The organism is Pedobacter sp. B4419 (assembly GCF_059693725.1).
Genome location: NZ_JCASSL010000001.1, coordinates 2,614,004 through 2,635,788, shown reverse-complemented (window position 1 = coordinate 2,635,788; position 21,785 = coordinate 2,614,004). Strand labels below are relative to the sequence as shown.

The window sequence follows — 21,785 nt, the reverse complement described above, 5'->3', positions numbered from 1 at the left end:
CCTTTCTGGTTCTTAGAAATAAACGCATTGCGAATCTTCCTCAGAATAGCCGTCTTTGCCTGCGCAATAGCTGGCCCAATTGCTTGGTGTGCAATCAGGTACCTGAACTGGTTCGCCAATTAAAGCCACATACCTGGTTCTGCAATACATGATCGCTGTATCGCCACCAATATGGCCAACGGTCTCGTTGTCGCCACCCAATACATTTTTCATTTCAGCTTTGCTGAGCAAGTTAATTTTTTTCATTATCAGTTTTTTGGTTAGGTTGTTGCCATGGTAAGCGCCATAGCTCGCTGTTTAAATACCCATCGGTTACCTAACTTATCCAAATGTTCGGTGATTTCAAAAGAATTAAAAGCGGTGTAAAAAAATAGAACATTTGGGTTTATTTGATAGATTTTTTTTTCTTGGATAAAACATAACAAAATCGTTCTTATCTTCGTTGCATGTATCGCCTAATCAAACCTGTTTTCTTTCAGTTTGACCCAGAGAATGTCCATTATTTTGTGGTTAAACGCCTTAAATGGTTTCATGATTATTTCCCTTTGGGCAAAACGATCCTGCGCAGCAGCTATGATATCCATTTAAAGGGTTTAGAACGGGAGGTTTTTGGCATTAAATTCAGAAATCCGGTAGGCTTGGCTGCAGGTTTCGACAAAAATGGCGAGTACGTAGAAGCACTGAGCAATTTGGGCTTCGGTTTTATCGAAGTAGGAACGGTTACGCCTTTGCCACAGCCGGGCAATGATAAGCCCCGCATGTTTAGGCTACAAGACGATGAAGCGCTCATTAACCGCATGGGCTTTAACAACAAAGGGGTAGATGTAATGGCCGAGCGCCTGCGCCTGCTGAAACAAAAAGAGCCTCAAATTGTGGTAGGAGGCAATATCGGTAAAAACAAAAGCACGCCAAACGAAGACGCAGCAAGCGATTACATCAAATGTTTTGACCGTTTGTTCGATGTGGTAGATTATTTTGTAGTCAATGTAAGCTCACCCAATACCCCAGGGTTAAGGGCCTTGCAAGAAAAAGAACCCTTAAAAGAACTGCTCAATACCTTGCAGCAACGCAATCGCAAAAATGACATCTCAAGGCCAATATTGCTTAAAATAGCGCCTGATTTAACTGATGAACAGTTAGACGATATTGTAGAGATTGTAAAGGAAACCGGAATTGCCGGTGTAATTGCAACCAATACCACCATTGATCGCGATGGCTTGTATACCGAAGAAAAACTGAAAAGCGAGACAGGTGGCCTAAGCGGCAAGCCCTTAACCAAAAGATCTACCGAAGTGATCCGCTACCTTTCTGAAAAATCGAACAAGGCATTCCCTATTATTGGGGTAGGAGGCATCCACTCTCCAGAAGACGCCCAAGAGAAAATAGAAGCAGGAGCTTCATTGGTACAGCTTTATACGGGTTTTATTTACGAAGGCCCAGGCTTGATCAAAAAAATCTGCAAGGCTTTGGCCTAAAGGTAGCTTCAAAATAGTTTTTCGATGGATTTGACTTATGTCAAAAAGAACGGTCTGTCCTTGTTGCCCTTGTTTTGGTTTTATATATTTAACTAAAAATCAGAACTATGCAAAAAGAAAATATACTCAAGAAATTGGCTGGCTCCCTGATGGTTACTGGCCTTTTGTTTTTTGCGTCTTGCGGAGCAAGTGATACGAAGGATGCGGCAAAACAAGATTCAACGGCTACAGGCAATATAGAACAGGCTGCTGCAACAACAGCATCGCCTGTTACAAGTACCAACGATTGTGTGTTTAAGGCTAAAATAGGAAACCTAGAGTGGTCGGCGCCAGGCGTAAAGGCGACGAGGGTGGCTGCGCATTTAACCATTAACTATGATAGCGACCCAGCGCTAAAAGAGAAGATTTTAATCGATATCAATAATTTTAAAGGCCCTGGAACCTATACGTTTGACGGAAGCGATAAAGTAATGTTTTTTCTTTTTATGGAAGGGGTGGATAACTTTAGGACTAATAGTGGCAGCATTGTCATCGAAGAATTTTCAGCTTCTTCTTTTAAGGCAAGCTTTAAGTTCAATGTAACCAATACCAGCAAGAAAACTGATATGGACGTTACAGAAGGTGTAATTATTGCCAAAAATGAAGTAGGTGGCTGCATTATTGAAGAAGTAAAAATGTAGACAGGCCTAAACTGTTCAATTTAAAGAAATTGGTAATTCGGTTTTTCGAAGTGACCAATTTTTTTGAAAACCTTGCATATGTTGTATCTCTTGTCTTGATACTCAGTACTTGCTACTTGATACATTTTCTCAAACCTACTTGTTAAGCTTTTTGATCACCTTTTCAACCCGCAGGCGCTTGCTGTCTTTTTCGATTTCGGGCAATCGGATTGTTAACGTGTTGACGAAAGTGCTTTTGTTTTGGCTATTGATAATGGGCATGGCATTTTCTGCATACATAGGCAGTTGATTGATTGGACATTTCATTAACCTTTCGTTAAGCAATGCGAAAGCATCATCGGCATAGGCTGCCGTAGCACACAGTTTGATTAAAATGCCTACGCAATTATCATTCGTAATGACGGAACCTTGGTCTGCACTGGCAATAATTTTTGGCAATGCTCCATAAACTGCTTTTAGATCTTCATTGGCAATTGCGTTTAATGCCGACATAGCGCCCCATTGCAGGCGATTGTTTTTATGGTTTAGCAAGTCCAGCAAGGCGTCTATATGTGGCGCGACCAACTTTGGATCGAGCTTGGAGAGCTCATCCAACGTTTTGATGCAGTCGCTTTGGATATCCTTGTTTTTGTGTTGCAGGTTTTCTACCAATGTTGCAATGGCATCTTTATCACCTTTGGCTACAATTTGTTTGGCCAATTCCTGATTGGGAACTTCATCTCTTCTGCCAAGGGAAGAGGCTAGTTGCTCGATTATTGTCATGCTATTTATTCATATTTCTTGCTATACGAAAGCCCAGGTCATCGATTTTAAAAGATAGGGGATGACTTCGCCTACGATTGGTAGCCATACAGCCCCTTTCTGTATCAGACCAGCCTCCGCCTCTTAAAACACGGTAAGACCCATAAACGGTTTCATCGTAAATATCCGAACACCATTCCCAAACATTTCCCAGCATGTCATAAAGGCCCCATGCATTGGGTGTTTTCATGCCTACAGGATGACTTGTTTTTTCCGAATTCGCTTTGTGCCAGGCAATCGAATCCAACTCTCCATACCTGATGCCAGTTGTTCCGGCTTTGCAGGCATATTCCCATTCTGCCTCTGTTGGCAACCGAAATCCGTTAGCTGTAGCATTGAACCTGATTTCTTCAGTAGCTGAGTCGAAAGTATAGCAGGCTTCTAGCTCCGCGATAGCCGAAATGACATTACAAAAAATCACAGCTTCTTTCCAGCTAACCGTTTCAACCGGAAGCAAATCGCCTTTAAAAGTGCTTGGCGCCGCGCCTAAAACTTCGAAATACTGCGCCTGTGTAACCTGAAACTTCGACAAGAAGAAAGGTTCGATTTCAACCAGCCATTGCTGTTTGGTACGGTCGTCTCTTAATTGGATCTGTCCGGCAGGGATAGCTGCCAGTTGTTCGTTTATCGTTGTAATGAAATCTAAATCGATCTGTTTATTCATTTGTTTTTATACTTTGCCTGCTTTGGGTTCAGGCATCCACCTGCCATTCTCTTTGGCAATGTCGATTGTTTTTTGGCCCTGTTCGGTCATCAAGCCTTCGCTGGTGAGCCTTGCTACCCGGTCTCTGTTAGATTGGCTCCAGTTGCTGCGGGGCTTACGGGGCGAAAACCTTTGGTAAAAGCTTTCTTCGTCTCTTTTATTAGTCAGCGAATCGATCCAGCCGAAACATAAAGCTTCTTCAACACCCTCCACATAGCTTACGCATGGTGTTTTGCTTTTCTTGTGGTAAACAATCAAGCAAACCTCTTCTTTCGATTGACTGTTTTTCTTCAGCCAATCCCTCCATTCCTGTCTTGTTTTGGCATAAAAGGCCTCAACACCTCTGTTTGTTTCCATTTTATGCCTGTTTTTGGGTTAAAATATCCAAGTAATGTGCATTGTGCATAATGCCAAGGATATTTCCAAATGGATCAACTACCGATGCGGTAACAAAACGGCCGCTGCCACCACTGTGGTCGGTGATAGGCTGATAAAGGCTTGCGCCCATACCCAGGAGCCTATCTAGCGTGGCCTGTAAATCGTCTACATGCCAATGTGCAATGGCACCCGATTTTGCAACATAGCCTTCAGGTGCATAACTTCCATCAATAATGCCTAATTCTTGCTGATAATCGCCAATACGAAATTCCGAATAGCCTGGAACGTTGAAATAAGGCTCGATGCCTAAAAATTGACTGTACCATTTCTTTGCGGCTTCATGATCGGTTGCGTAAAAATTTACTGTTGCTAATCCTCGTAATACTGCTGAATTTGTCATCTCTTTTTAGTTAAATGGTTGATAATTAAATAAAAATAAGAGACCTCACTGACAACCCTATGGCAGTGTAAAAAAAAATCTAGGCGAATATCACTTAGTTAGTTGGCTCTTCTTCGAGGCCAATCATCCAATTGATGCCAAATTGATCGGTAAGCATGCCGAAATAAGCGCTCCAAAATGTTTGGCTCATGGGCATTGTAGCTTGTCCGCCGGCCGAAAGGCCATTGTATAAGCGATCTGCTTCTGCCTGGCTATCAGTGGTAATCGAAACGGAAAAATTATTTCCCTGTGTAAAGTTTGGCGACCAAACATCGTCGGTGTCGCTTCCAAAAAGAAAGGTTTCGCTACTGATCGGCAAAGAAACGTGCATTACTTTTTCGCCGGCTTCGGCCGACATTGGCGGCATGCCTTCTTGTGGCGGCATATCTTTAAAAAAGCCAATGAATTGGAATTCTCCGCCAAAAACCGATTTGTAAAACTCGAAGGCGGTTTTGCAATTGCCTTTAAAGGTGAGGTATACGTTTACTGTAGTCATTTTGATTTGGTTTATAGGTTCAAGTTAACGAAAAATTATTCTTTTTTCTGCTTGAGCTGAAAAACATTGCCTTCGGGATCTTCTCCGTCGCAAAAAAGAAAATCAGATTGGTCAAAGCGTTTTACTTCGCGCATGGTTACGCCTTTGTCCAGTAATTGAGTTCTTATTTGGTAGATGTCTTCCTCAATTTCAAAGACAATTTTGGTATTGTTGTCAAATTTGAAAGGTGGTTTGCTATTGTCCAGATAGGTCTCGCCAATGCGATGTAGCCCAATTTGGCAAACTCCAGCTCTTAGCAATAACCACTCCGACGGCAATTCTTCAATTGGCTCTAGCCCTAAAATAGCTACATAAAATGATTTGAGCTTGTTTACGTCCTGAACAAAAATGATAATCGTCTCTAAATTTAGTTTCATGCCCAGATTTTTTGCTGTAATGATAATCGCTTTCGCTTGCTTGAAACTAGGCAAAATTTAGCAACTGTTTAGAAATAACATAAAAATTAGCACTCCTAGCGAGTATTTTGGGCGGTGGAGACACCGCCCATTTGATAAAAACTTAATCTTTATGCGGAAATTTATCAGCCACCAAGTTAAGCTGGATCCCATGCTCCAAATACGCTTTGGCGCCATCTAATACCGTAGTAAAGCCGCCGGTATTGTCCATTACTGCCTGGATCATTTCTTCCGCATCCAGATCAAAGCCATAGTTCTTGATTTCCACATAAGTTGAATGGTGATCAACAGCCGTGAATTCATAATCTACGGTTGTGGCAGGTTTGCCCCATTGCATCGATATTTTCTGATCAGGTATGATTTCCTTTACGGTAACTTCGCTTGATACTTTATACATTTCCCATTCCCAGGTAATGGTTTTGCCTTCTTCCAGTTTGCCGGATGATTTGGTAAACCAAAATTTGGTGGTGATGGCAGGATCTATAAATGCCTCAAAAACTTCTTTGGCAGGTTTTCTGATCAGCATTTGTGCAACAATAACTATTTTTTCCATATCGATCTATATCATTAGTTTTCCTCTGGTTCCAGATAGCCTTTTAAAGCAGTATACAAGAAATAGGTCCAGCCTTTGGTGAAACTTGTTTTGGCAAAATCCGGTCCGTTTTCGGCCATGGTTTCCAATCCCGTATGTGTAATTCTTACCAAGGTCTGCTCTCCTTTGTCAAAAAGCTCCCAGCTCACAACAGAATTGCCCGGATAATTATCGTAGCGCCAAGTATAGGCCAGCTTTTTGCCTTCTTCCACTTCGGTTATTTCACAAAGGTGCAGGTATTGCGGCCCGCCAGATTCGCCAGCTAAAAAGTCGAACTTGAAGCCAACTTTAAGTTTAAAGTCTTTCAGCTGGAAATACCATTGTTTCATTTCGTCAAGATTTGTAATGGCGTTCCAAACTTTTGCTATGGGTGCGTTAAAGGTTCTTTCTACAATTACGGGTTTGTTGCTCATGGTTGGTTTTGTTTAAGTTGATCTGTTATTTTAAAAGATGCCTTTCCAGGTCATCTAGCTTATTGTTCCAAAATGTTTGGTATTGGGCTATCCAATTGGATACTTCTTGCAGTTTCTCGAATTTGATTTCGCAAAACCTTTCCCTGCCATCTTGCCTGATATTGAGTAGCCCACATTCGTTTAACACTTTGATGTGTTGCGAAATCGCAGGCCTGCTCACTTCAAAATGATCGGCGATGGCGTTTAAGTTTAACGATTGAAACGCAATTAGGTTTATAATTTCTCTTCGGGTCGGATCGGCAATGGCCTGAAAAACGTCTCTTCTCATATTGTGTAAGTGATTGCTTACAAATATATATGTAAGTATTTACTTACACAAATTTATTTTGAAAAACCAATGGATTGTTCTTTTGACACGAAGAAAACTTGAAGTACCTACCAGTTAGGGTTGACCACGTGGTTCTGTTATAAAAACTAAGCTTACCTGTCCTTAAATATCATGTATTGTTAATTCTCTGGTAAGGTATTTGGCGTACTTTGCGGTAAAGATTGGCCGTTTAATCGCCTCCGCCACCACAGCCTCCGCAAGAGCTGCCACATGAACTGCCGCAAGAGCTCCCTGAAGAACTATCGGAAGAAGTGCCGCAGCTGCTTCCATTATCATATTTCCGTTGTTGATGAACGATGGGTACGAAAGAGGAAGTTAATATCGCTGTGCCAAACAAAAAATATTGCCATTCGTGGTCATCTTGCATCGATTTTTCTGGCAATATAATGCGCTTATAGAGACTGGGAATGGTTCTGGTAGCTACAAGCCTGGTTAGGCGCCATAAGCTAAGGATGATTAAGATGGAGAAGAGCAACACAAATATGCCAATTTCGACAACAGGCTTATCTCTTTCAATCCCGATGATTTGTCGGCTCAAGGCCAATAGGAGCAATATGGCGAGTACAATAAAGTTGTGATAGAAGATTTTGGCAAAGGCCTTTGATTTGATAAAATACTTCTGGAAAGCCTCCATGCAGCTTGCGGTAACTACAAATACAGGTTTTTGCACAAGGTGATTTAAAAGCTGTGTGTAATTTGTTTTGCCTAAAAAAGCTATTGCATTTAAAGTTTGGTGCTCTTCGTGGCTTTGGGGCGACTTTTCTAAGGTAGGCTCCAAAAAAGAGTCGGAAATCTTAATCTGTTTCTTTTCTACAAGCTGGTTAACTACATTATGCACTACATGAGGCAAACTTTGGGTTTTTAAATAGATCAGTTCTGAAGGTGTAAGCTCGTGGACAAAAGTATGGGGCTTCAAACCGTTTACAATGCCAGCCAATCGGCTTTGGTTGTACCACTCGAGCAGGACAAGGGCAAAAAGGCAAATTATAGAAAGGCCGACCAAAAAATCTGGGTTGCCAATTTTGATGTACAAAGGCTTGAGTACAAAATGCAAAGGGGTAATGAGCAGGGCAAATGCAAGCAATCCCAAAAGTACGAAGGCCCTGATTTTAAGCTTGGCTTTTGGCAATTCCAAACTGTCGTACATGTCGTTATAGTTCCATATTTCTGCTGGCTGTTCGCCGAAACTGGCTTTATAAAGCTGTTGGGTACGTTCTTTGGCTTGTTTAAACTTGGCAAATTCTTCGCTGTGGTGTGTGGAGGGGATGTGTTGGATCTGTTTCCCTGCTAGGTCGCAGAAATCTGAGTAAGAGGTTGTAAAGATGAGATGCTGGTGCCAAACGGTGTCGACAATAGGCGATGGAGAAACCATCTCGTCTGAAGTGACAGCCAGGTACATGAATTTTTTGTACTCGAGTATGGCTTTTTGGGTAAAATTTTTAGTCCAGTAGTTTTCATTGGCCAATCGGATCGAGAAGCCGTATTCGCTGATCGGGCTATCGAAGTCGAATGCCTCGATTTTGCTCCAGAGTTTCTTATCTATCATTTTTCGGAAGAACTTGCTCTTTTGCTAAGTTTCTTCGACATTAAATTAATGTTCTATTGTTAAGTTTATGTTAAATTTAGAATCAAAATTAACAAATGCTTTTTGTCGCTACTAATTCCCCCTTTTCAGAAAGAAAAGTCAAAGACTTAGGTGTTAAATTAGGTGCTCATAATTTACTAATGATCACCGCAATTCGGGTAGCTCCAAAGAAGAAGATAAACTTGGTTAAAAGATTTTCAATCCCGTATTCAGTACCAAGAAATAGGTGAGGAGAAAGACCACAAAAAATGAAAACGAGAGTGCAAAGTAGCGCGTTAAGCGAACGCTTCCTCTTTTAAATGGCAATAAAAAAATAAGGTTGAATAGCTCGGCAAGCAAGGCGCAACTGAAGTTAAGCGCTACCAAAATACAGGTAAAGGCAATGGCAAATACCATAGGTTGCAACACAATTCCTGCAAACAGGCCGTAAATGGCACCTGTAAGTGCAGTTAACGGAAGTACAATGCCTGCGTAGCCAAAACCCTTTTTCACTTGGAAGATAAAGGTGCGCCAAAGGCCCTGCTTCTGTTTTGCCGGTTTTTCAATAACAGGCCTAGCATCGGCAGTAAGCGCTTGCTTTTGTGCCTTTCCTTTAGCCTTTCGATAACGTGGCCACCAAATGATGAAGCCGGTAATAAATAAGGCCAGCGGAATTAGGCCTCCAATTAGGGCAATAACCTGTGTGGGCCTGCCACCAAAACTTCCATAATGGATAGGCGTAAGCCAGCCCAGGTAAGCATTGCCAATATTTGGAAAATCCGTTCGGCTGTTTAAAAGTACTTTTCCGGTGTATTGGTCAACAATAAGCATTTCCCGTTGGCCTTCAACAGGGAGTTTGCCACTCAGGATATCCAATCGATAAGTACCATATTTGTCTGCAGGCATCGCCATTCCGGCCAACCTGGCCTCAGGCATTTTCTCTTTTACGGTTTTCACTATAGCCGAAAGCGGCAAAGGCTGGGCATTGGCATGATAAGCCGATTTTGCACCTAACAATGCGGCCACACCTGTTGGAGACTTCCCAGCAAAAATAAAGAGCAAGGGAATCACCAACGTAGAAAAAGTAATGCAAAAACCAGTTAGGCTCAAGGTAAAAACAACAGGCGACGAATAAATGCCCAATACATTGTGCCAATCGTAGTTTTGGCGTTTTGCCTTGGCATCGAACTTTACCGTCAGACCCGATTTAAGCTGTTTCCATTTTTTGGGCAGCCAGAGGCGAAGACCCGAAACTGTTAAAATCAAGAGCGAAAGGGCTGCGAAACCAACAATATACCTGCCGATTACCGGTACCAACAAGGTTCGGTGCAATTCGGTAACCACCTTGATAAAAGAACTCGAATACAGTCTTTTGCCAGATATTTCGCCGGTATAGGGATTGATAAAAGTTTGTTCTTGGGTTTGAAGGTTTGATGCAATGTACGCTTCTAGTGGACTGTCGTTTTTGCCTGCAATGAGGTAATCAAACTTGAGGTTAGGGTGTTTTTTTCTAATGAGCGGAACGAGTTCGTCAAACCCAAGTTTACGTTGCTGTGCAACTACATCATACAATTCTTTGTTGAGGGAACGATCTATGTCATCCTGAAAAACCAAGATGCTGCCTGTTAAGCCCACAAATGCTATTACTGCTCCGGCTACGATCCCCAAATAGGTATGCCATTTGCCAAACCATCTTTTTTGATGTTTAGCCCAGGGTGATTTTGAGGATGTTTTGGCAGTCATACAATAGCAGCATAGTGGTTTTAAGGCGCAAAGAAATTGATTTACACTTGAAAATGCAAATTATTTGGAATTAATCTAAATAAAATGTTGCTTTGCGCAAAAAACGATCTGAGTTATGAATAAAATTTTCTACTTAATTTGCTGCCTAGGCCTTTTCGCGGGTATGGCAAAAGCACAAAACATTACTGGAAAGGTGAATGGGGAAGCCACGCCTTTGGCAGGAGCGAACATTAAGGTTGAAGGGAAAGCCAATGGAACAACCACAAATCAGGATGGCAGCTTTGAGCTCAACTTGAGCCCTGGAACCTATCAATTGACCGTAAGTTATATTGGTTATGCCTCAAGCACACAAAAGGTAAGCTTGGCCGAAGGCCAGTCGCTGCAGTTGAATATTACCTTGAGCCCTTTGGGCAACATGCAGGAAATCGTTGTCGTTTCGTCTCGTAAACCTAGCAAAATAAGCGAGATTCCGGGAACGGTTTGGGTGGTTGATCAACAAAAGCTGCAAGAACAGCTCAAGGCGGGCGTAAGTTTTAAAGAAGCTTTGGCGCAATTGATTCCGGGTATGGATGCAGGCCCAGAGGGACGTACAAATTACGGCCAAAACCTGAGGGGAAGAAATGTGCTGGTTATGATTGATGGCGTTTCTTTGAACAGTACCAGAGGAGTAAGCCGTCAGTTCGATTCGATTGACCCATTTAACATCGAAAGGATCGAAGTGCTTTCTGGAGCCAGCTCTCTTTATGGCGGTGGCGCAACGGGGGGTATTGTGAACATCATCACCAAAAAAGGACAAAACGGATTGCCTGCTTTTACTACGCAGGCAGGTGTTAGGAGTGGCCTGAAGCAAAATAACGACCACGATGTACGGGTAGCACAATCGATAGCTGGAGGCAGCGAAAACTGGAACGGCCGTATCGGGATTGCCTACCAAAAGAACAATGCGGCTTTTGATGCTGACAACAAGCAGATTTACACGGATATTACGCAAACCGATTTACAGTACAACCAATCGTTTGATCTATTTGCAACAAGCGAATTCAAATTGTCGGAAAAACAGACTTTAAGCCTGAATGCCCAGTACTATAATTCAGGCTATGTTGGCGATAGGGATCTGTATTTAGGTGCAAACCTTGGAGGGTTGTTGGCCAATCCGGCATTGCTCGAAATGCGCAACGGCTTCTCGTCAACAGTAAGCCCTAAAACTTCGAGGGCTGGAATCAATGCAAATTATCGTGTTATCGATATTCTTGGCGGACAGAATTTATATGTTCAAGCTTCGGCCAGAACAGAGAAGTTTAGTTTCCACCCTTTTCCTGCCCAAGTAAGAAATGCTTCTATACCTGGTGGCGGGTTCTTATACAGCGGTTCGTCTGTTCAAACAACCGATTATAACGCCGTAAAAATTGTATTGGCTAAAGATTGGAATAAATTTAGCCTGACCTATGGTGTTGATGGCGATAACGAAAGTTTTAATGCCAGTCAAACTTTGTTCAACAGAACCTTATCGGCTGCCAGTGGCGGTTTTAACAATGTGGGCATTGCAAACATTGGCCGTTATCCGGGCTTTACCGTAAACGGACTTTCTGGATTTGTACAGGCGCAGCTTAAACTTACTCATTTTCTAAGCCTAACAGGAGGTGTTCGTCAGCAAAGGATGTTTGTAAAAGTAGGCGATTTTGTAGGTGTTGACGCCAGCGCTGCTATTGTTTATGGCAATGGTGCATTCGGTCGCACGGCTACCCCAATTGCAGGCGGAAAGAACCACTACGACGTGAATTTGTTGAATGGTGGTTTGGTGTTCAAAATCTCAGCACCACAACAGGCCTGGTTTAATTTTTCGCAAGGATTTAACTTAGCCGATCCTGCCAAATACTATGGACAAGGTACTTATACATTAAGCGGAACCAACTGGAATTTGGTAAGTGCTACAAGTGTGGCGAACTCGCCATTAACCGGGATAAAAACCAATCAATATGAAGCAGGCTACCGCTTCCGTAACGGCACTTTCAGTGCGCAGGTTGCTGGTTTCTATGCCCTGTCTGATAAAAACCTTAGGGTAGTGCCCATTACGCTTGCCGTAGAGGTGATTGATGAAAACCGAAGAAACCTAGGCGCTGAAGGTTCGGTAGCCATTAATTTTAAAAATGGATTTGAAGTAGGAGCAAATGGTTTGTACATTAAATCGCAGAATAAGCAAAATGGCTCTTGGTTCCTTCAAAGCGTAACCGATGCTAGTCCATCGAAAGCAACGGGCTTTATTGGCTTTAAAAACAAGTTCTTTGGTTTAAAAGGCCAGGTTTTCCACTCGTTTGATTTGGAAGATCGTGCAGGGAATAAACTGAAAGGCTATACCACAATCGATTTGTTGGGCAATGTGAAGCTGCCGGTGGGTAACTTGTCTATTGGTGTACAGAACCTGCTGAACGAAGATTACCAGACCATTTGGAGCCAACGTTCACAAATGTTGTATAAAGGTTTGGCCACTCCGCAAACTTTTGATTACTTGGGTAGGGGGCGTACTTACAATGTCACTTATACCATCAATTATTAAAGGCTACAAGCCAACAAAAAAGCTCCCGGTTCATCGGGAGCTTTTTTGTTTTTGATCGTTTGTGAATAATAGAAATAAGGGAATAGTGCAAAAACAAAAAAGCATCCTAGAATGATCTAGGATGCTTTAAGTCTTTTGAAAAGAAAATTGACTAAGCTTTAGCTTCTAATTGAGCCAAGATTGCGTTGTTTTTAGCCAATTGGTCTTTTGTAGATTGTTGAGAACGGCTTCCCAACTCTAAGTTAGTAGCTAACTTTAGGTTTTTCACCTCTAAACGAGAAACAGTTTTGTTGTATCTGTCTTTTCTTTTTAATCTTGTTACTGCCATGGTAATGCGCTTTATTTCTTTTAATTATTTAATCTTGAGGTCGAGAGCGGATTCGAACCGCTGTACAAGGTTTTGCAGACCTCTGCCTAGCCACTCGGCCACTCGACCCTTAAAAATTCAAGGTTGCAAAGTTAATAATTAATAATTAGGGTTCAAAGCAAATTGAATTTAAAATTTTTTAAAACTATTATTTAAGCATGTCTGATGAGACCTTCATAATTTCTATGTCACTAAAACTGCCTTTTACCACAATCTCTTTTTCGGCTTTTGGATTATCGTTATCGTTTTTGCCCTTAAATTCGAACTTGCCTGATAAGGTAATCATTTTATCCGATAGGGTGAGCTTAGTTAATGTTAAAGTACCCATATCCGATCCACAGGCAATCATTTTTGTGCTTTCTGTATCACTGTTAAGCATTTCGATATAAGTAATCACCCGTGGCTTTTGGGCATCCGGAGCCAGCTTGCGGCCTAAGGTATAGGTTTTGCCCACAACAAGGTCATCCTGATTACGGAAATGGATATCAAGATTGATGCTTTTGCCATCGGTATGGAACTCGGTGCTTAACATCAGGTAGATGTTTTTCTTGTTTTTGGGCATCACCACATTGCCTCCCACATGATGCGTGGTATAGATTTTGCCCTTCCGTTCTAATGTGAAGATCCCTAGTGCCCTTTTTGGACTGGATATAAACGACTGATTGATAAAGCCAAAAGATAAAAGCATTATCAACAGCAGGTAAAACTGGTTTTTCATTCGCATAGATCTTTTAAGGCCTAAAACAAATATAGGCCCCGAACATTTATTTCCTGTTAAGTTCCGAACAAAAAATAGCAGCGCTTACCGCAACATTTAACGATTCGGCTTCTCCAATACGGGGAATGGTAACGGGTACGGTAATTTTATCCAATAGGGTTTGGTTAATCCCGTGGCCCTCGTTGCCCAATAAAATCAGGCCTTCCTTGCCCCAATTGGTTTGGTAAATGTTTTGTCCATTGAGCAAGGCTCCAAAAATGGGCAGTTTGGCAGCCGCTAAAAAAGTATCGAGCTGGGTGTAGCTTACGTTTACCCTGCACAGCGAACCCATGGTAGATTGTACGGTTTTTGGATTGTAGGCTTCCACTGTGTTTGCTGAGCAGATGACCTGTTTAATGCCAAACCAATCTGCGGTACGAATAATGGTGCCGAAATTTCCGGGGTCCTGCACATCGTCTAAAACAAGCGAAAACTGGTTTTTTAATTGGGCAAGATCTATTTCCTGTTTGGCAGGAATGTGGACCAAAGCCAAAACGCCCTGTGGATTTTGCAATGTACTAATCTTCTCCAGTTCAGCGTTGTTTACCTCAAATAACTTTATATTTGCGAGATTTTTGGGTAATTGGGAGAAATAGGCTGGCGTATAATAAACGCTATGGATTTGGTAGCTTGAGTTTATGAATTCTGTGATAGATTTTATACCTTCAATCATAAAAATTCCACTTTCTTTGCGGTACTTCTTCTGATGGAGCGATTTTATAAAACTGATTTGAGATTTTGAAAGCATACAAATACAATTATAGGCAACAGGTACAAATTCTTGCAATATTACTATTTATTTTGGTGTTTGTGGCAGGATGTGCTTCAACAAAGTACATCGAAGACTATCAGGCAATCGTTAAAAAAGTTGAAATAGACAGCATTGGTAAGGCTTTTGAAGAGCAGGCTTATAACTACGTGCAGAAAGACATCAGACCTGCCGGCGGTTTGGGCATCAATGTGGGCATTTACAATATATTCAATACCAAAAACGGAAAATACAAAACCAGCAATATCAAGCCCCTGGGCTCTCCACCACCCATTTTAGATAGCGCATTGGTCGAAATCTCGCGCAACCAGATCGAAAAATACCTTAAGAGCAAAGGCTTTTTTAAGGCGAAGGTAGTATCACAGATCGATATAAAAAACAAAAAGGCCAAACTCAAATTTATAGCCAGTCCGGGACCAGCCTTTATGGTCAACAAGTTCAGCTATCAAATTCCAGATAGCGCACTTAAACAACTCTATTTTACACAGAAACAATACTTTACGCACCTGCGCGAAGGCATGCAATACGATGAGGATTCGCTGGTGTACGAACGCGAGCAGATCTATCAGGTGATGCGCCAGAACGGGTATTTCGATTTTGTAAGACCATATGTACGTTATGAGCCTGATTCGGGTCTTAATGCGAGCAAGGTGAACGTAAAGCTGATCATTGATAATCCGATAGACAGTACCGTAACCAAACACAAGGTCTATACCATTGGCGAAACCAATATCATTATCGCACAAAGCGCTGATGGCTTCACGGATTTGAATAAACTCTCGGATTCGCTAAAAGTAAAAAGGGCGATTAGAGGTATTAAATTTACAGATTTGTCTAAAAGATTTAGGCGAAATCCGATAGTTCGTTATGATTTTTTAAGAGAAGGCGAGGTTTTTGACATCAGCAAGGAGCAACTTACCTACGATAGGCTTTACCAGCTCAATGTATTCAAAAACGTAAAAATAGATTATACAAAGGCAAAAGACAGCAGCAATAAGGTTGAACCAGTGATCTTGCTAACGCCACAAAAGCGCCGAAGCAACAGGATAGAGGGTGAGGTGCCTTTTAACGGTGGTACGGTTGGCTTTAACATCAGTAATACCTATACCGATAACAATTTCTTAAAGGGGGCCGAACGCTTTCAGTTTCAGATCAAGGGAGGTTTGCAATCGCGAACCAATGGCGGGAAATCGATCTTCTCTGATATTTACCAACGCGATTTTTCGTTGAGTGCCAGCTTAACGGTACCTCGGTTAATGGTGCCTTTTGGTATTCCCCTAATGGGCAAAAACGGCATGCCTTACACCACTTTCTCTACCAGTTACTTGTATGCCTTGCAAAAGGATGTTGCAGTGAGGCGGATTTTTATCAATTCAATTAGTTACGATTGGGTAGAGACGAAGTCAAAGCTCCACTCTTTAACGCCATTAAACTTTGAATATCGCTTTGGTAACGTGTTGATCGATACAAGCAGTTCAAATCCCAATGCCGAAATCAACAAGAGGCTGTTGGCCAATAACTTCTATAACATTTTGTTGTTGGGCAGAAAAGATTTTACAATGGGCGTTAAATATGCCTACTCGCTTAATGCCGATAAATTGCTGAGTAACAGATCTTTTGTTTATTTCAGGGGTAATATAGACATGGCGGGTAACTTGTTGCAATTGGCCACCAAGGTTTTTGGCGATAAGCACGATCCGAAAAACGGTGATTATGGAACGGTGCTGGGTTTGCCGTTTAATCAATATGTTCGTCCGGAAATAGATGTACGCTGGTACAAAAGCCTCGGACTAGATAAGCAATTCATTGCCAGGATTAACGCAGGTATAGGTTTTGCCTATGGAAATTCTACTACTGTTCCATTTGAGAAACTGTTTTATGCAGGCGGTTCAAGCGGCATTAGGGCTTGGCAGGCCAGAACCTTGGGCCCAGGAAACTACAACCGTTCTGTTTTGCAAACGCCAGAATTGAGGAGTGCGCTTTTTGGTTTGGACCAATTGGGAGAAATGCGTATTGAAACCAACTTTGAATACCGCTCTATGTTGTCTAACAAGTTTTTTGGAGGAAAGCTTAAGGGTGCCGTATTTGTAGATATGGGAAATATTTGGAACCTTTCTAACGACGAATTGCAAAACAATGCCAAGTTCAGTCTCAAAGATCTGCACAAGCAGATTGCCATCGGTACCGGAGTAGGTTTGCGCTTTGACGTGCAGTTCTTTGTGTTCAGGTTCGACCTTGGCCTTAAAGTGAAAGACCCGCAGTTTGAGGGTTCTGAGCAATGGGTAATCGGGAAATTCTTAAAAGGTGGTAGCGAATTCAAAAGACAATACAGCTTAACCAACGGCCCCGATCGCTATCGCTTTATGCAATACAATTTTGGTATCGGAATGCCTTTCTAACTTTCAGTTCTCGAGTTGAGAGATGCTAGAGGCAAATTTGCTTTACGAACAACTAACAACTAGTAACGAACAACTAACAACGAACAACTGAAAACGAACAACTACTAAATCAAATTCTTCAGGTAATCAAAAGTAGTTTCGAAGAAAGTAGAAATGTTCAGGCCATTGCTGTAGCTGAAAAAGAAGAAAACGAGCAACAGGATAATGGCGATGTAAATGAATCGCTTAAAGGCAAAAGCCAGGATGATAATGATCAAAGGGATCACGATCAAAAAGATCCTGCTGATGGTAAAAGGATTTAAATCACCATCTTTCTTGTACACATACAAGAGCTTGCTATGGGTGCCTTTGTCGTTTTGGTGCTTGATGTACACAAAGGTCGATTTGTCTATCTGTAAGGGAATTACGGCCACTCCATCGTTAAAACTCAACGATTGGCTAAAACCACTAACGCTAAAAGTATAAACCCCGTTAATGCTTTCGATGGGCGTGCCTAACGAGTCTGCTGCAATAACTGCCAATTTGCTGTTTTTTAACAAACTCTCTTTAACCAAAAAGTTATTGATATCGGTGTTTTGGGCAAAACAAGTACCCGAAATAAAGAGGAAAAAAGCAACAAGCAGGTTTCTCATAGTAGCGAGGTTATTCTAAAGATCGTTTATTGTAAATTAAGTATCCTAAATGTAGTAAAACCCCGTTTCTTTTTACAGGATCGTCATATAAATTATAGCTGAAACTTATCGGACCTACCGGTGTATGGTAAACCAATCCGGCGGTACCTGCATAGTGCCATCTCCTAAATGCCTTTGCATAGGCTACCTGTTGTAGTCCGGTTTGTTCAAATTCTTTGTAAGGTAAAAATAAATAGCCTTCTAAACGCAAATCGAGGTTTCTTTTAATGTTAAATACATTCTTTAAGCCTCCTGCGGCATAGCTCGTTGCCCTAAATTTTTCAAGAAACAGAGACCTGCTATCTTGGATCGGATAAAATGCCGGTGCAGCCAATAGGGTAGAATAGTAATTAAAATAGCGCGGCTGGCTAGAGATGACACCTTCTACCAAATAGCCCAAGCTATAGTGCCTGGTATGGAAAAAATAATGTTCATCGCTCAGTTTAATGTGCATCCATTCCCTATAGGTACGTTGGATGTCCAGCGTATTGATAAAGGTTCTGTTGGCCCTGAAAATGTTCCCTGGCGTGTAGTTCTCCTTTCCGGTGGTAAAGTTCACGCTCAAGAAAAGGCTATGGCCCCGGTTGGCATATTGCTTGCGGTTAAGCGAATTCTGCTCAAAGAGGATGCTTGTTCTGAGGCCATTGAAAACAGTCCGGTCTAACACATCGCCCACCTGGAAAGTATTGGTTGGACTATAACTATCGTTGTTATTGATAAACGAGCCTACCAATGTTACGCGCGCATTGCGATTTAAAGGCATGCCCAATTTAATATCTATCTTCCTATCACCCTGCTCCACGTAGGTAGGATGCGGATTTTCGATAAAAATCTGGCTGGTATTGTAGTAATTCCAGTGGTTGTAGGTCAACTCGGCTGCCAAAAATAAAGGTAATCCAGAAGGGTAGTCGACCCTGCCACTTACCTGTGCCGATTCGTAAAATCTGCCCGAGTAGAAGTTAGCTCCAAAAGTATAGGCCTTTTTATTGAGGTAATTGTATTGCAGGCCCAAGTACACATTACTGATCGGCCTAGAAGAGATGTTCCCTCCAAAATCTATCCTGAAACTCTTTTTAGGCCTCGCCACAATCTCAAAAACATAGCTATCGGTGGTTGCGTTGTAGGTTATCTTGGGATAAACGGTTTCGAAAGTTTCATCAGCCACCAGCTTATAATAGCCCCTTTTGATATCGGTTAGGTTAAATGTAGCTTGGTCGCTCTTAAAAAGCCGTTCAATATATTTTTTCTGCTGAGAATTAACGCCCGAAACCACTACGTTACTGAATACCAAATCTGGTTTGCGCTGGTTAAATTCCATCCGCTTGGTTAAAAGTTCCTGGGGATTTGCTCTTCTCGAAACCTTGCTTTTTATGCTTTCCATTTCGGCCATGGTTGCATCATAGCCCCGTTTAATCAGTTCGGCCACCGGTACAAAATTGGTGGAACTGAAATTTGTCATGTCAGGCTGGATATAAGCGCCGTTTTCGCCAACCAAAGTAGAATCTGATTTGGCTAAAAACATATACACGAGAAACCTGTTCAGCAAACGGTCGTCGTTTTTTGGATATTCGTTAAAGGTTTTGGAAGATACATTGGCCCCGATGATGAAATCTGGATTGAACTCCTTTTTCATAACGTCGGCCGGAAAATTGTTGTAGATCCCGCCATCGAAAACATATTTTTCATCCAGTTTGATGGGACGGTAGATCAATGGAACCGTCATGGTGGCGCGTACCGCTTCGGCCAAGCTGCCTTTGCCAACGGTAATGCTCTGCTGCGAAAGCACATCGGAAACCATGCAACGATAGGGTACAAATAATTGGTCGAAATTGTCTTTAGAAATGGCCGAAGCCTGCGAAAATAATTCCAGCAATGCAAAATTGAGCGGAATATCGTTAATTAGGTTAGACCTGAAGCTTAATCTTAAGCTGGTGTCTATCGAAAGTTTGGCCGTAAGCAACGATGCATTTGGACCTGTCTTCTGAAAATAATAGCTGTAATCGCTTTTGTAGCGGCCATTTACCCAGTCTTGAAAATCATCGCTCAAGGCAATTTTTTCCATTTGGCTGGGCGAGTAGCCTGCAGCGTACATGGCACCTACAATACCACCCATCGAAGTACCTGTAATGTAATCGATTGGGATATTGTTTTCTTCAAGTGCCTTTAAAGTACCGATATGGGCCAATCCTTTGGCACCACCACCACTCAATACCAATCCCACCTTTTGCGCTTTTACTTGCAGCGCTAAAAGAATGAGGAACAAAACAAAGAGTTTTTTAGGGTACATCACCCCATAAAAATATTGTTTTTCTTTTAAATTAATTCAAAAGCGAGATGGAATAGGTTAAATAAGACGCAAAACTGACCCAAAGTATATAGGGAAGAAATAGCCATCCGGCTATCTTGTCAATACGAAAAAAGATAAAGGCATTGATGATAATGGTGAGCAGCAGTAGGCCAATTTCGATCAAGGCAAAACCGATTTGATGCTGATAAAAGAAGAGATAGGACCACGTCAGGTTCAGGATCAATTGTAAAAAATAGATGCCAACCGCCCAGGAATAACCCATGGCTATTTTTCTCTTTTTCCAAACCAGATAGGAAGAAATACCCATTAAAATGTAAAGAACGGTCCACACCGGGCCAAATACAGCATTAGGCGGATTAAAACTCGGCTTGTTAATGGTTGGATACCATGTCTTTACCGATTCAAGCGTAAGCATGCTGCCTAAAAAACCAATAAACAAAGGAATGAAAAGGCAGCTTATAAAAGGAAGAAATTGAAATTTGTTGGTTCTGTTTGGCATGAGGATATTTTTTTGCTTTATAGCTAACAAACCAAAAAGAACGTTGTTTTGTAACAAATTAAGGATTAATTGAGCCAGATCAGCGGATGCCTAACTGGCAGATTCCTGATCACTTCTTCGTTTTTAGGATCATGTTCTGCTTTTTGCCAAACGGCCAGCCAATCTTGTTTTTGGTAGGCAACGGCGGCAAACAAAAGTGAGGGCTGTGCAACAGGCCAGCTTTCCCAATGCATCACGTCTTTGGCATAAGGCCATTTGTTCTTGTCGGCCAGGTAAGGATAAAGAAAATCAATACCTTTTTTAATGCCAAGGCCATCGCTGGTTTGGTAGTTCCACAGATTATCTTGTGGCGTACTCAACAACTGGCAAATGGTGGCCATGGCATCGAGGTTAAAAATCGAATAGCCAAAAGGCTTAGTGCGTTTAAGTTCAAGGGGCAAACTGCCATCTGTAGCCATTTGCTGTGGCAGGATAATGGTTTTGTAGCGGTCTTTGCAGAAATCGATCAGCGTTGTGTTTTGAGTGAATTTGGCAAAACAGGCAACCTGCATTACCCAGCAAGTGCCATGGTTGTTTTTGGCATTCATCTCGTCTTTGCCGTATTGATGTGTAGTTAACCAATTCAGGTATTGGGCAAACCAATTCTTGGTCCCGTTAAGTGTGGCCGCGGGCAAGGCCTTTGATTTTTGCATGGCCAAAATGCCCTGTACAACTTCCATCAGCTGGATGGTATCGATAATGCCAATGCCACGGCCGGTAGCTACGCCTTTAATGGCCTGCGCATACAATAGATTAGGGTTCATCTTGGTGTTTTCATCAATAAACCAAGCATTGATATGGGTCACAGCCTGTTTAACATATTTCTCATCGCCGGTGAGCTGGTAAGCCGAAGCCAAAGCTCCAATAATTTGGCTAAACCTGATCATCGCCAAGCGGTGGGCTACAAAGTTCTGTGGATTGGTCAGTCCGTCTTTTTGGATATAAGGCCCATCGGGTTTTTCTGGATTAGGCCACCAATAATCGCCTTCCGAATAAAAATCGTGCAGGCCGCCACTGCTGCGTTCTGCTTTCGAGGCGGTAACGGTTACCGGTTTTTGCTCCATCGCCCATTTGGCTTCTTTTAAAACCAATTGGCGAAGCGTAGCGTTTATTTCTTTTTTAAAGGTTTCGTCTTTTTTAAAACTGCTGCAAACAAAACCTATTCCCAGGCAAATGATTAGCAAAAATCTACGGAAAGGGAGTGTCGGCAAAAAGTGGGAAACAAATTTCATTTTGTGGGTTTTTTGGGATGCCATTAATAAAAATGCGTATATTTCGTAAATATCTAATTAATT

General features: G+C 42.0%; 23 protein-coding genes and 1 tRNA gene. 4 read left to right on the top strand and 20 right to left on the bottom strand.

Annotation, left to right across the window (positions count from 1 at the left end):
* Nucleotides 1–12: 12 nt before the first annotated feature.
* On the bottom strand, nucleotides 13–246 hold the full coding sequence (locus tag AC570H_RS10945; RefSeq protein WP_497354625.1) for a hypothetical protein: 234 nt from the start codon (nucleotides 244–246) through the stop codon (nucleotides 13–15).
* A gap of 200 nt (nucleotides 247–446) precedes the next feature.
* On the opposite strand from AC570H_RS10945, the gene AC570H_RS10940 reads away from it, so the two are divergent.
* Entirely contained in the window at nucleotides 447–1,475 is a 1,029-nt protein-coding gene (locus tag AC570H_RS10940) for a quinone-dependent dihydroorotate dehydrogenase (RefSeq protein WP_497354623.1), read from the top strand.
* 107 nt (nucleotides 1,476–1,582) lie between these two features.
* The gene (locus tag AC570H_RS10935) at nucleotides 1,583–2,155 is read left to right on the top strand and encodes a DUF6252 domain-containing protein (RefSeq protein WP_497354621.1); all 573 of its coding nucleotides are present in this window, start codon (nucleotides 1,583–1,585) and stop codon (nucleotides 2,153–2,155) included.
* A 135-nt stretch (nucleotides 2,156–2,290) separates the two neighbouring features.
* On the opposite strand, the gene AC570H_RS10930 is transcribed toward AC570H_RS10935, so the two are convergent.
* From AC570H_RS10930 to AC570H_RS10880, 11 genes are all read right to left on the bottom strand, one after another.
* Complete coding sequence (locus tag AC570H_RS10930; RefSeq protein WP_497354619.1) at nucleotides 2,291–2,917, bottom strand: HEAT repeat domain-containing protein; 627 nt, start codon at nucleotides 2,915–2,917, stop codon at nucleotides 2,291–2,293.
* A gap of 1 nt (nucleotide 2,918) precedes the next feature.
* Nucleotides 2,919–3,620: a formylglycine-generating enzyme family protein gene (locus AC570H_RS10925; protein ID WP_497354617.1), complete on the bottom strand. Its 702-nt coding sequence runs from the start codon at nucleotides 3,618–3,620 to the stop codon at nucleotides 2,919–2,921.
* A 6-nt stretch (nucleotides 3,621–3,626) separates the two neighbouring features.
* On the bottom strand, nucleotides 3,627–4,016 hold the full coding sequence (locus AC570H_RS10920; RefSeq protein WP_497354615.1) for a YdeI/OmpD-associated family protein: 390 nt from the start codon (nucleotides 4,014–4,016) through the stop codon (nucleotides 3,627–3,629).
* Between the two features lies 1 nt (nucleotide 4,017).
* Nucleotides 4,018–4,437 carry a VOC family protein gene (locus AC570H_RS10915; protein ID WP_497354613.1) on the bottom strand — a complete coding sequence of 140 codons (420 nt, stop codon included), beginning with the start codon at nucleotides 4,435–4,437 and terminating at the stop codon, nucleotides 4,018–4,020.
* Between the two features lie 94 nt (nucleotides 4,438–4,531).
* A complete protein-coding gene (locus AC570H_RS10910) occupies nucleotides 4,532–4,972 on the bottom strand; it encodes a VOC family protein (protein WP_497354611.1) in 441 nt (146 codons plus the stop codon).
* A gap of 35 nt (nucleotides 4,973–5,007) precedes the next feature.
* Entirely contained in the window at nucleotides 5,008–5,388 is a 381-nt protein-coding gene (locus AC570H_RS10905) for a VOC family protein (RefSeq protein ID WP_497354609.1), read from the bottom strand.
* Nucleotides 5,389–5,530: 142 nt separating this feature from the next.
* Nucleotides 5,531–5,980, bottom strand: a complete 450-nt coding sequence (locus AC570H_RS10900) for an SRPBCC family protein (RefSeq protein WP_497354607.1) — start codon at nucleotides 5,978–5,980, stop codon at nucleotides 5,531–5,533.
* Between the two features lie 14 nt (nucleotides 5,981–5,994).
* On the bottom strand, nucleotides 5,995–6,432 hold the full coding sequence (locus AC570H_RS10895) for an SRPBCC family protein (RefSeq protein ID WP_497354605.1): 438 nt from the start codon (nucleotides 6,430–6,432) through the stop codon (nucleotides 5,995–5,997).
* Nucleotides 6,433–6,457: 25 nt separating this feature from the next.
* The gene (locus AC570H_RS10890; protein ID WP_497354603.1) at nucleotides 6,458–6,760 is read right to left on the bottom strand and encodes an ArsR/SmtB family transcription factor; all 303 of its coding nucleotides are present in this window, start codon (nucleotides 6,758–6,760) and stop codon (nucleotides 6,458–6,460) included.
* A 229-nt stretch (nucleotides 6,761–6,989) separates the two neighbouring features.
* A complete protein-coding gene (locus AC570H_RS10885) occupies nucleotides 6,990–8,366 on the bottom strand; it encodes a glycine-rich domain-containing protein (protein ID WP_497354601.1) in 1,377 nt (458 codons plus the stop codon).
* 225 nt (nucleotides 8,367–8,591) lie between these two features.
* Complete coding sequence (locus tag AC570H_RS10880; protein ID WP_497354599.1) at nucleotides 8,592–10,127, bottom strand: PepSY-associated TM helix domain-containing protein; 1,536 nt, start codon at nucleotides 10,125–10,127, stop codon at nucleotides 8,592–8,594.
* Nucleotides 10,128–10,242: 115 nt separating this feature from the next.
* On the opposite strand from AC570H_RS10880, the gene AC570H_RS10875 reads away from it, so the two are divergent.
* Nucleotides 10,243–12,681 (top strand): TonB-dependent receptor, encoded by a 2,439-nt coding sequence (locus AC570H_RS10875; protein ID WP_497354597.1) that lies wholly within the window; start codon nucleotides 10,243–10,245, stop codon nucleotides 12,679–12,681.
* Between the two features lie 151 nt (nucleotides 12,682–12,832).
* Here AC570H_RS10875 and AC570H_RS10870 read toward each other — a convergent pair whose 3' ends face one another.
* From AC570H_RS10870 to AC570H_RS10855, 4 genes are all read right to left on the bottom strand, one after another.
* Nucleotides 12,833–13,009: a spore protein gene (locus AC570H_RS10870; protein WP_497354595.1), complete on the bottom strand. Its 177-nt coding sequence runs from the start codon at nucleotides 13,007–13,009 to the stop codon at nucleotides 12,833–12,835.
* Between the two features lie 37 nt (nucleotides 13,010–13,046).
* Nucleotides 13,047–13,117, bottom strand: a tRNA-Cys gene (locus tag AC570H_RS10865).
* 79 nt (nucleotides 13,118–13,196) lie between these two features.
* The gene (locus AC570H_RS10860) at nucleotides 13,197–13,766 is read right to left on the bottom strand and encodes a hypothetical protein (RefSeq protein ID WP_497354593.1); all 570 of its coding nucleotides are present in this window, start codon (nucleotides 13,764–13,766) and stop codon (nucleotides 13,197–13,199) included.
* A 46-nt stretch (nucleotides 13,767–13,812) separates the two neighbouring features.
* Nucleotides 13,813–14,553 carry a TrmH family RNA methyltransferase gene (locus AC570H_RS10855; protein ID WP_497354591.1) on the bottom strand — a complete coding sequence of 247 codons (741 nt, stop codon included), beginning with the start codon at nucleotides 14,551–14,553 and terminating at the stop codon, nucleotides 13,813–13,815.
* Here AC570H_RS10855 and tamL point away from each other — a divergent pair.
* Nucleotides 14,544–16,973 carry a translocation and assembly module lipoprotein TamL gene (tamL, locus tag AC570H_RS10850; protein WP_497354589.1) on the top strand — a complete coding sequence of 810 codons (2,430 nt, stop codon included), beginning with the start codon at nucleotides 14,544–14,546 and terminating at the stop codon, nucleotides 16,971–16,973. The two genes, AC570H_RS10855 and tamL, sit on opposite strands and share 10 nt — an antisense overlap.
* Nucleotides 16,974–17,077: 104 nt before the next feature.
* Here tamL and AC570H_RS10845 read toward each other — a convergent pair whose 3' ends face one another.
* The 4 genes from AC570H_RS10845 to AC570H_RS10830 all read right to left on the bottom strand — a co-directional run bounded on the left by AC570H_RS10845 (nucleotide 17,078) and on the right by AC570H_RS10830 (nucleotide 21,722).
* Nucleotides 17,078–17,605, bottom strand: coding sequence for a hypothetical protein (locus tag AC570H_RS10845; RefSeq protein WP_497354587.1), 528 nt, complete (start codon nucleotides 17,603–17,605; stop codon nucleotides 17,078–17,080).
* 10 nt (nucleotides 17,606–17,615) lie between these two features.
* The gene (locus tag AC570H_RS10840) at nucleotides 17,616–19,931 is read right to left on the bottom strand and encodes a patatin-like phospholipase family protein (protein ID WP_497354585.1); all 2,316 of its coding nucleotides are present in this window, start codon (nucleotides 19,929–19,931) and stop codon (nucleotides 17,616–17,618) included.
* 31 nt (nucleotides 19,932–19,962) lie between these two features.
* The gene (locus AC570H_RS10835) at nucleotides 19,963–20,451 is read right to left on the bottom strand and encodes a TspO/MBR family protein (protein WP_497354583.1); all 489 of its coding nucleotides are present in this window, start codon (nucleotides 20,449–20,451) and stop codon (nucleotides 19,963–19,965) included.
* Between the two features lie 65 nt (nucleotides 20,452–20,516).
* Nucleotides 20,517–21,722, bottom strand: a complete 1,206-nt coding sequence (locus AC570H_RS10830; RefSeq protein ID WP_497354581.1) for an alginate lyase family protein — start codon at nucleotides 21,720–21,722, stop codon at nucleotides 20,517–20,519.
* Between the last annotated feature and the right edge of the window lie 63 nt (nucleotides 21,723–21,785).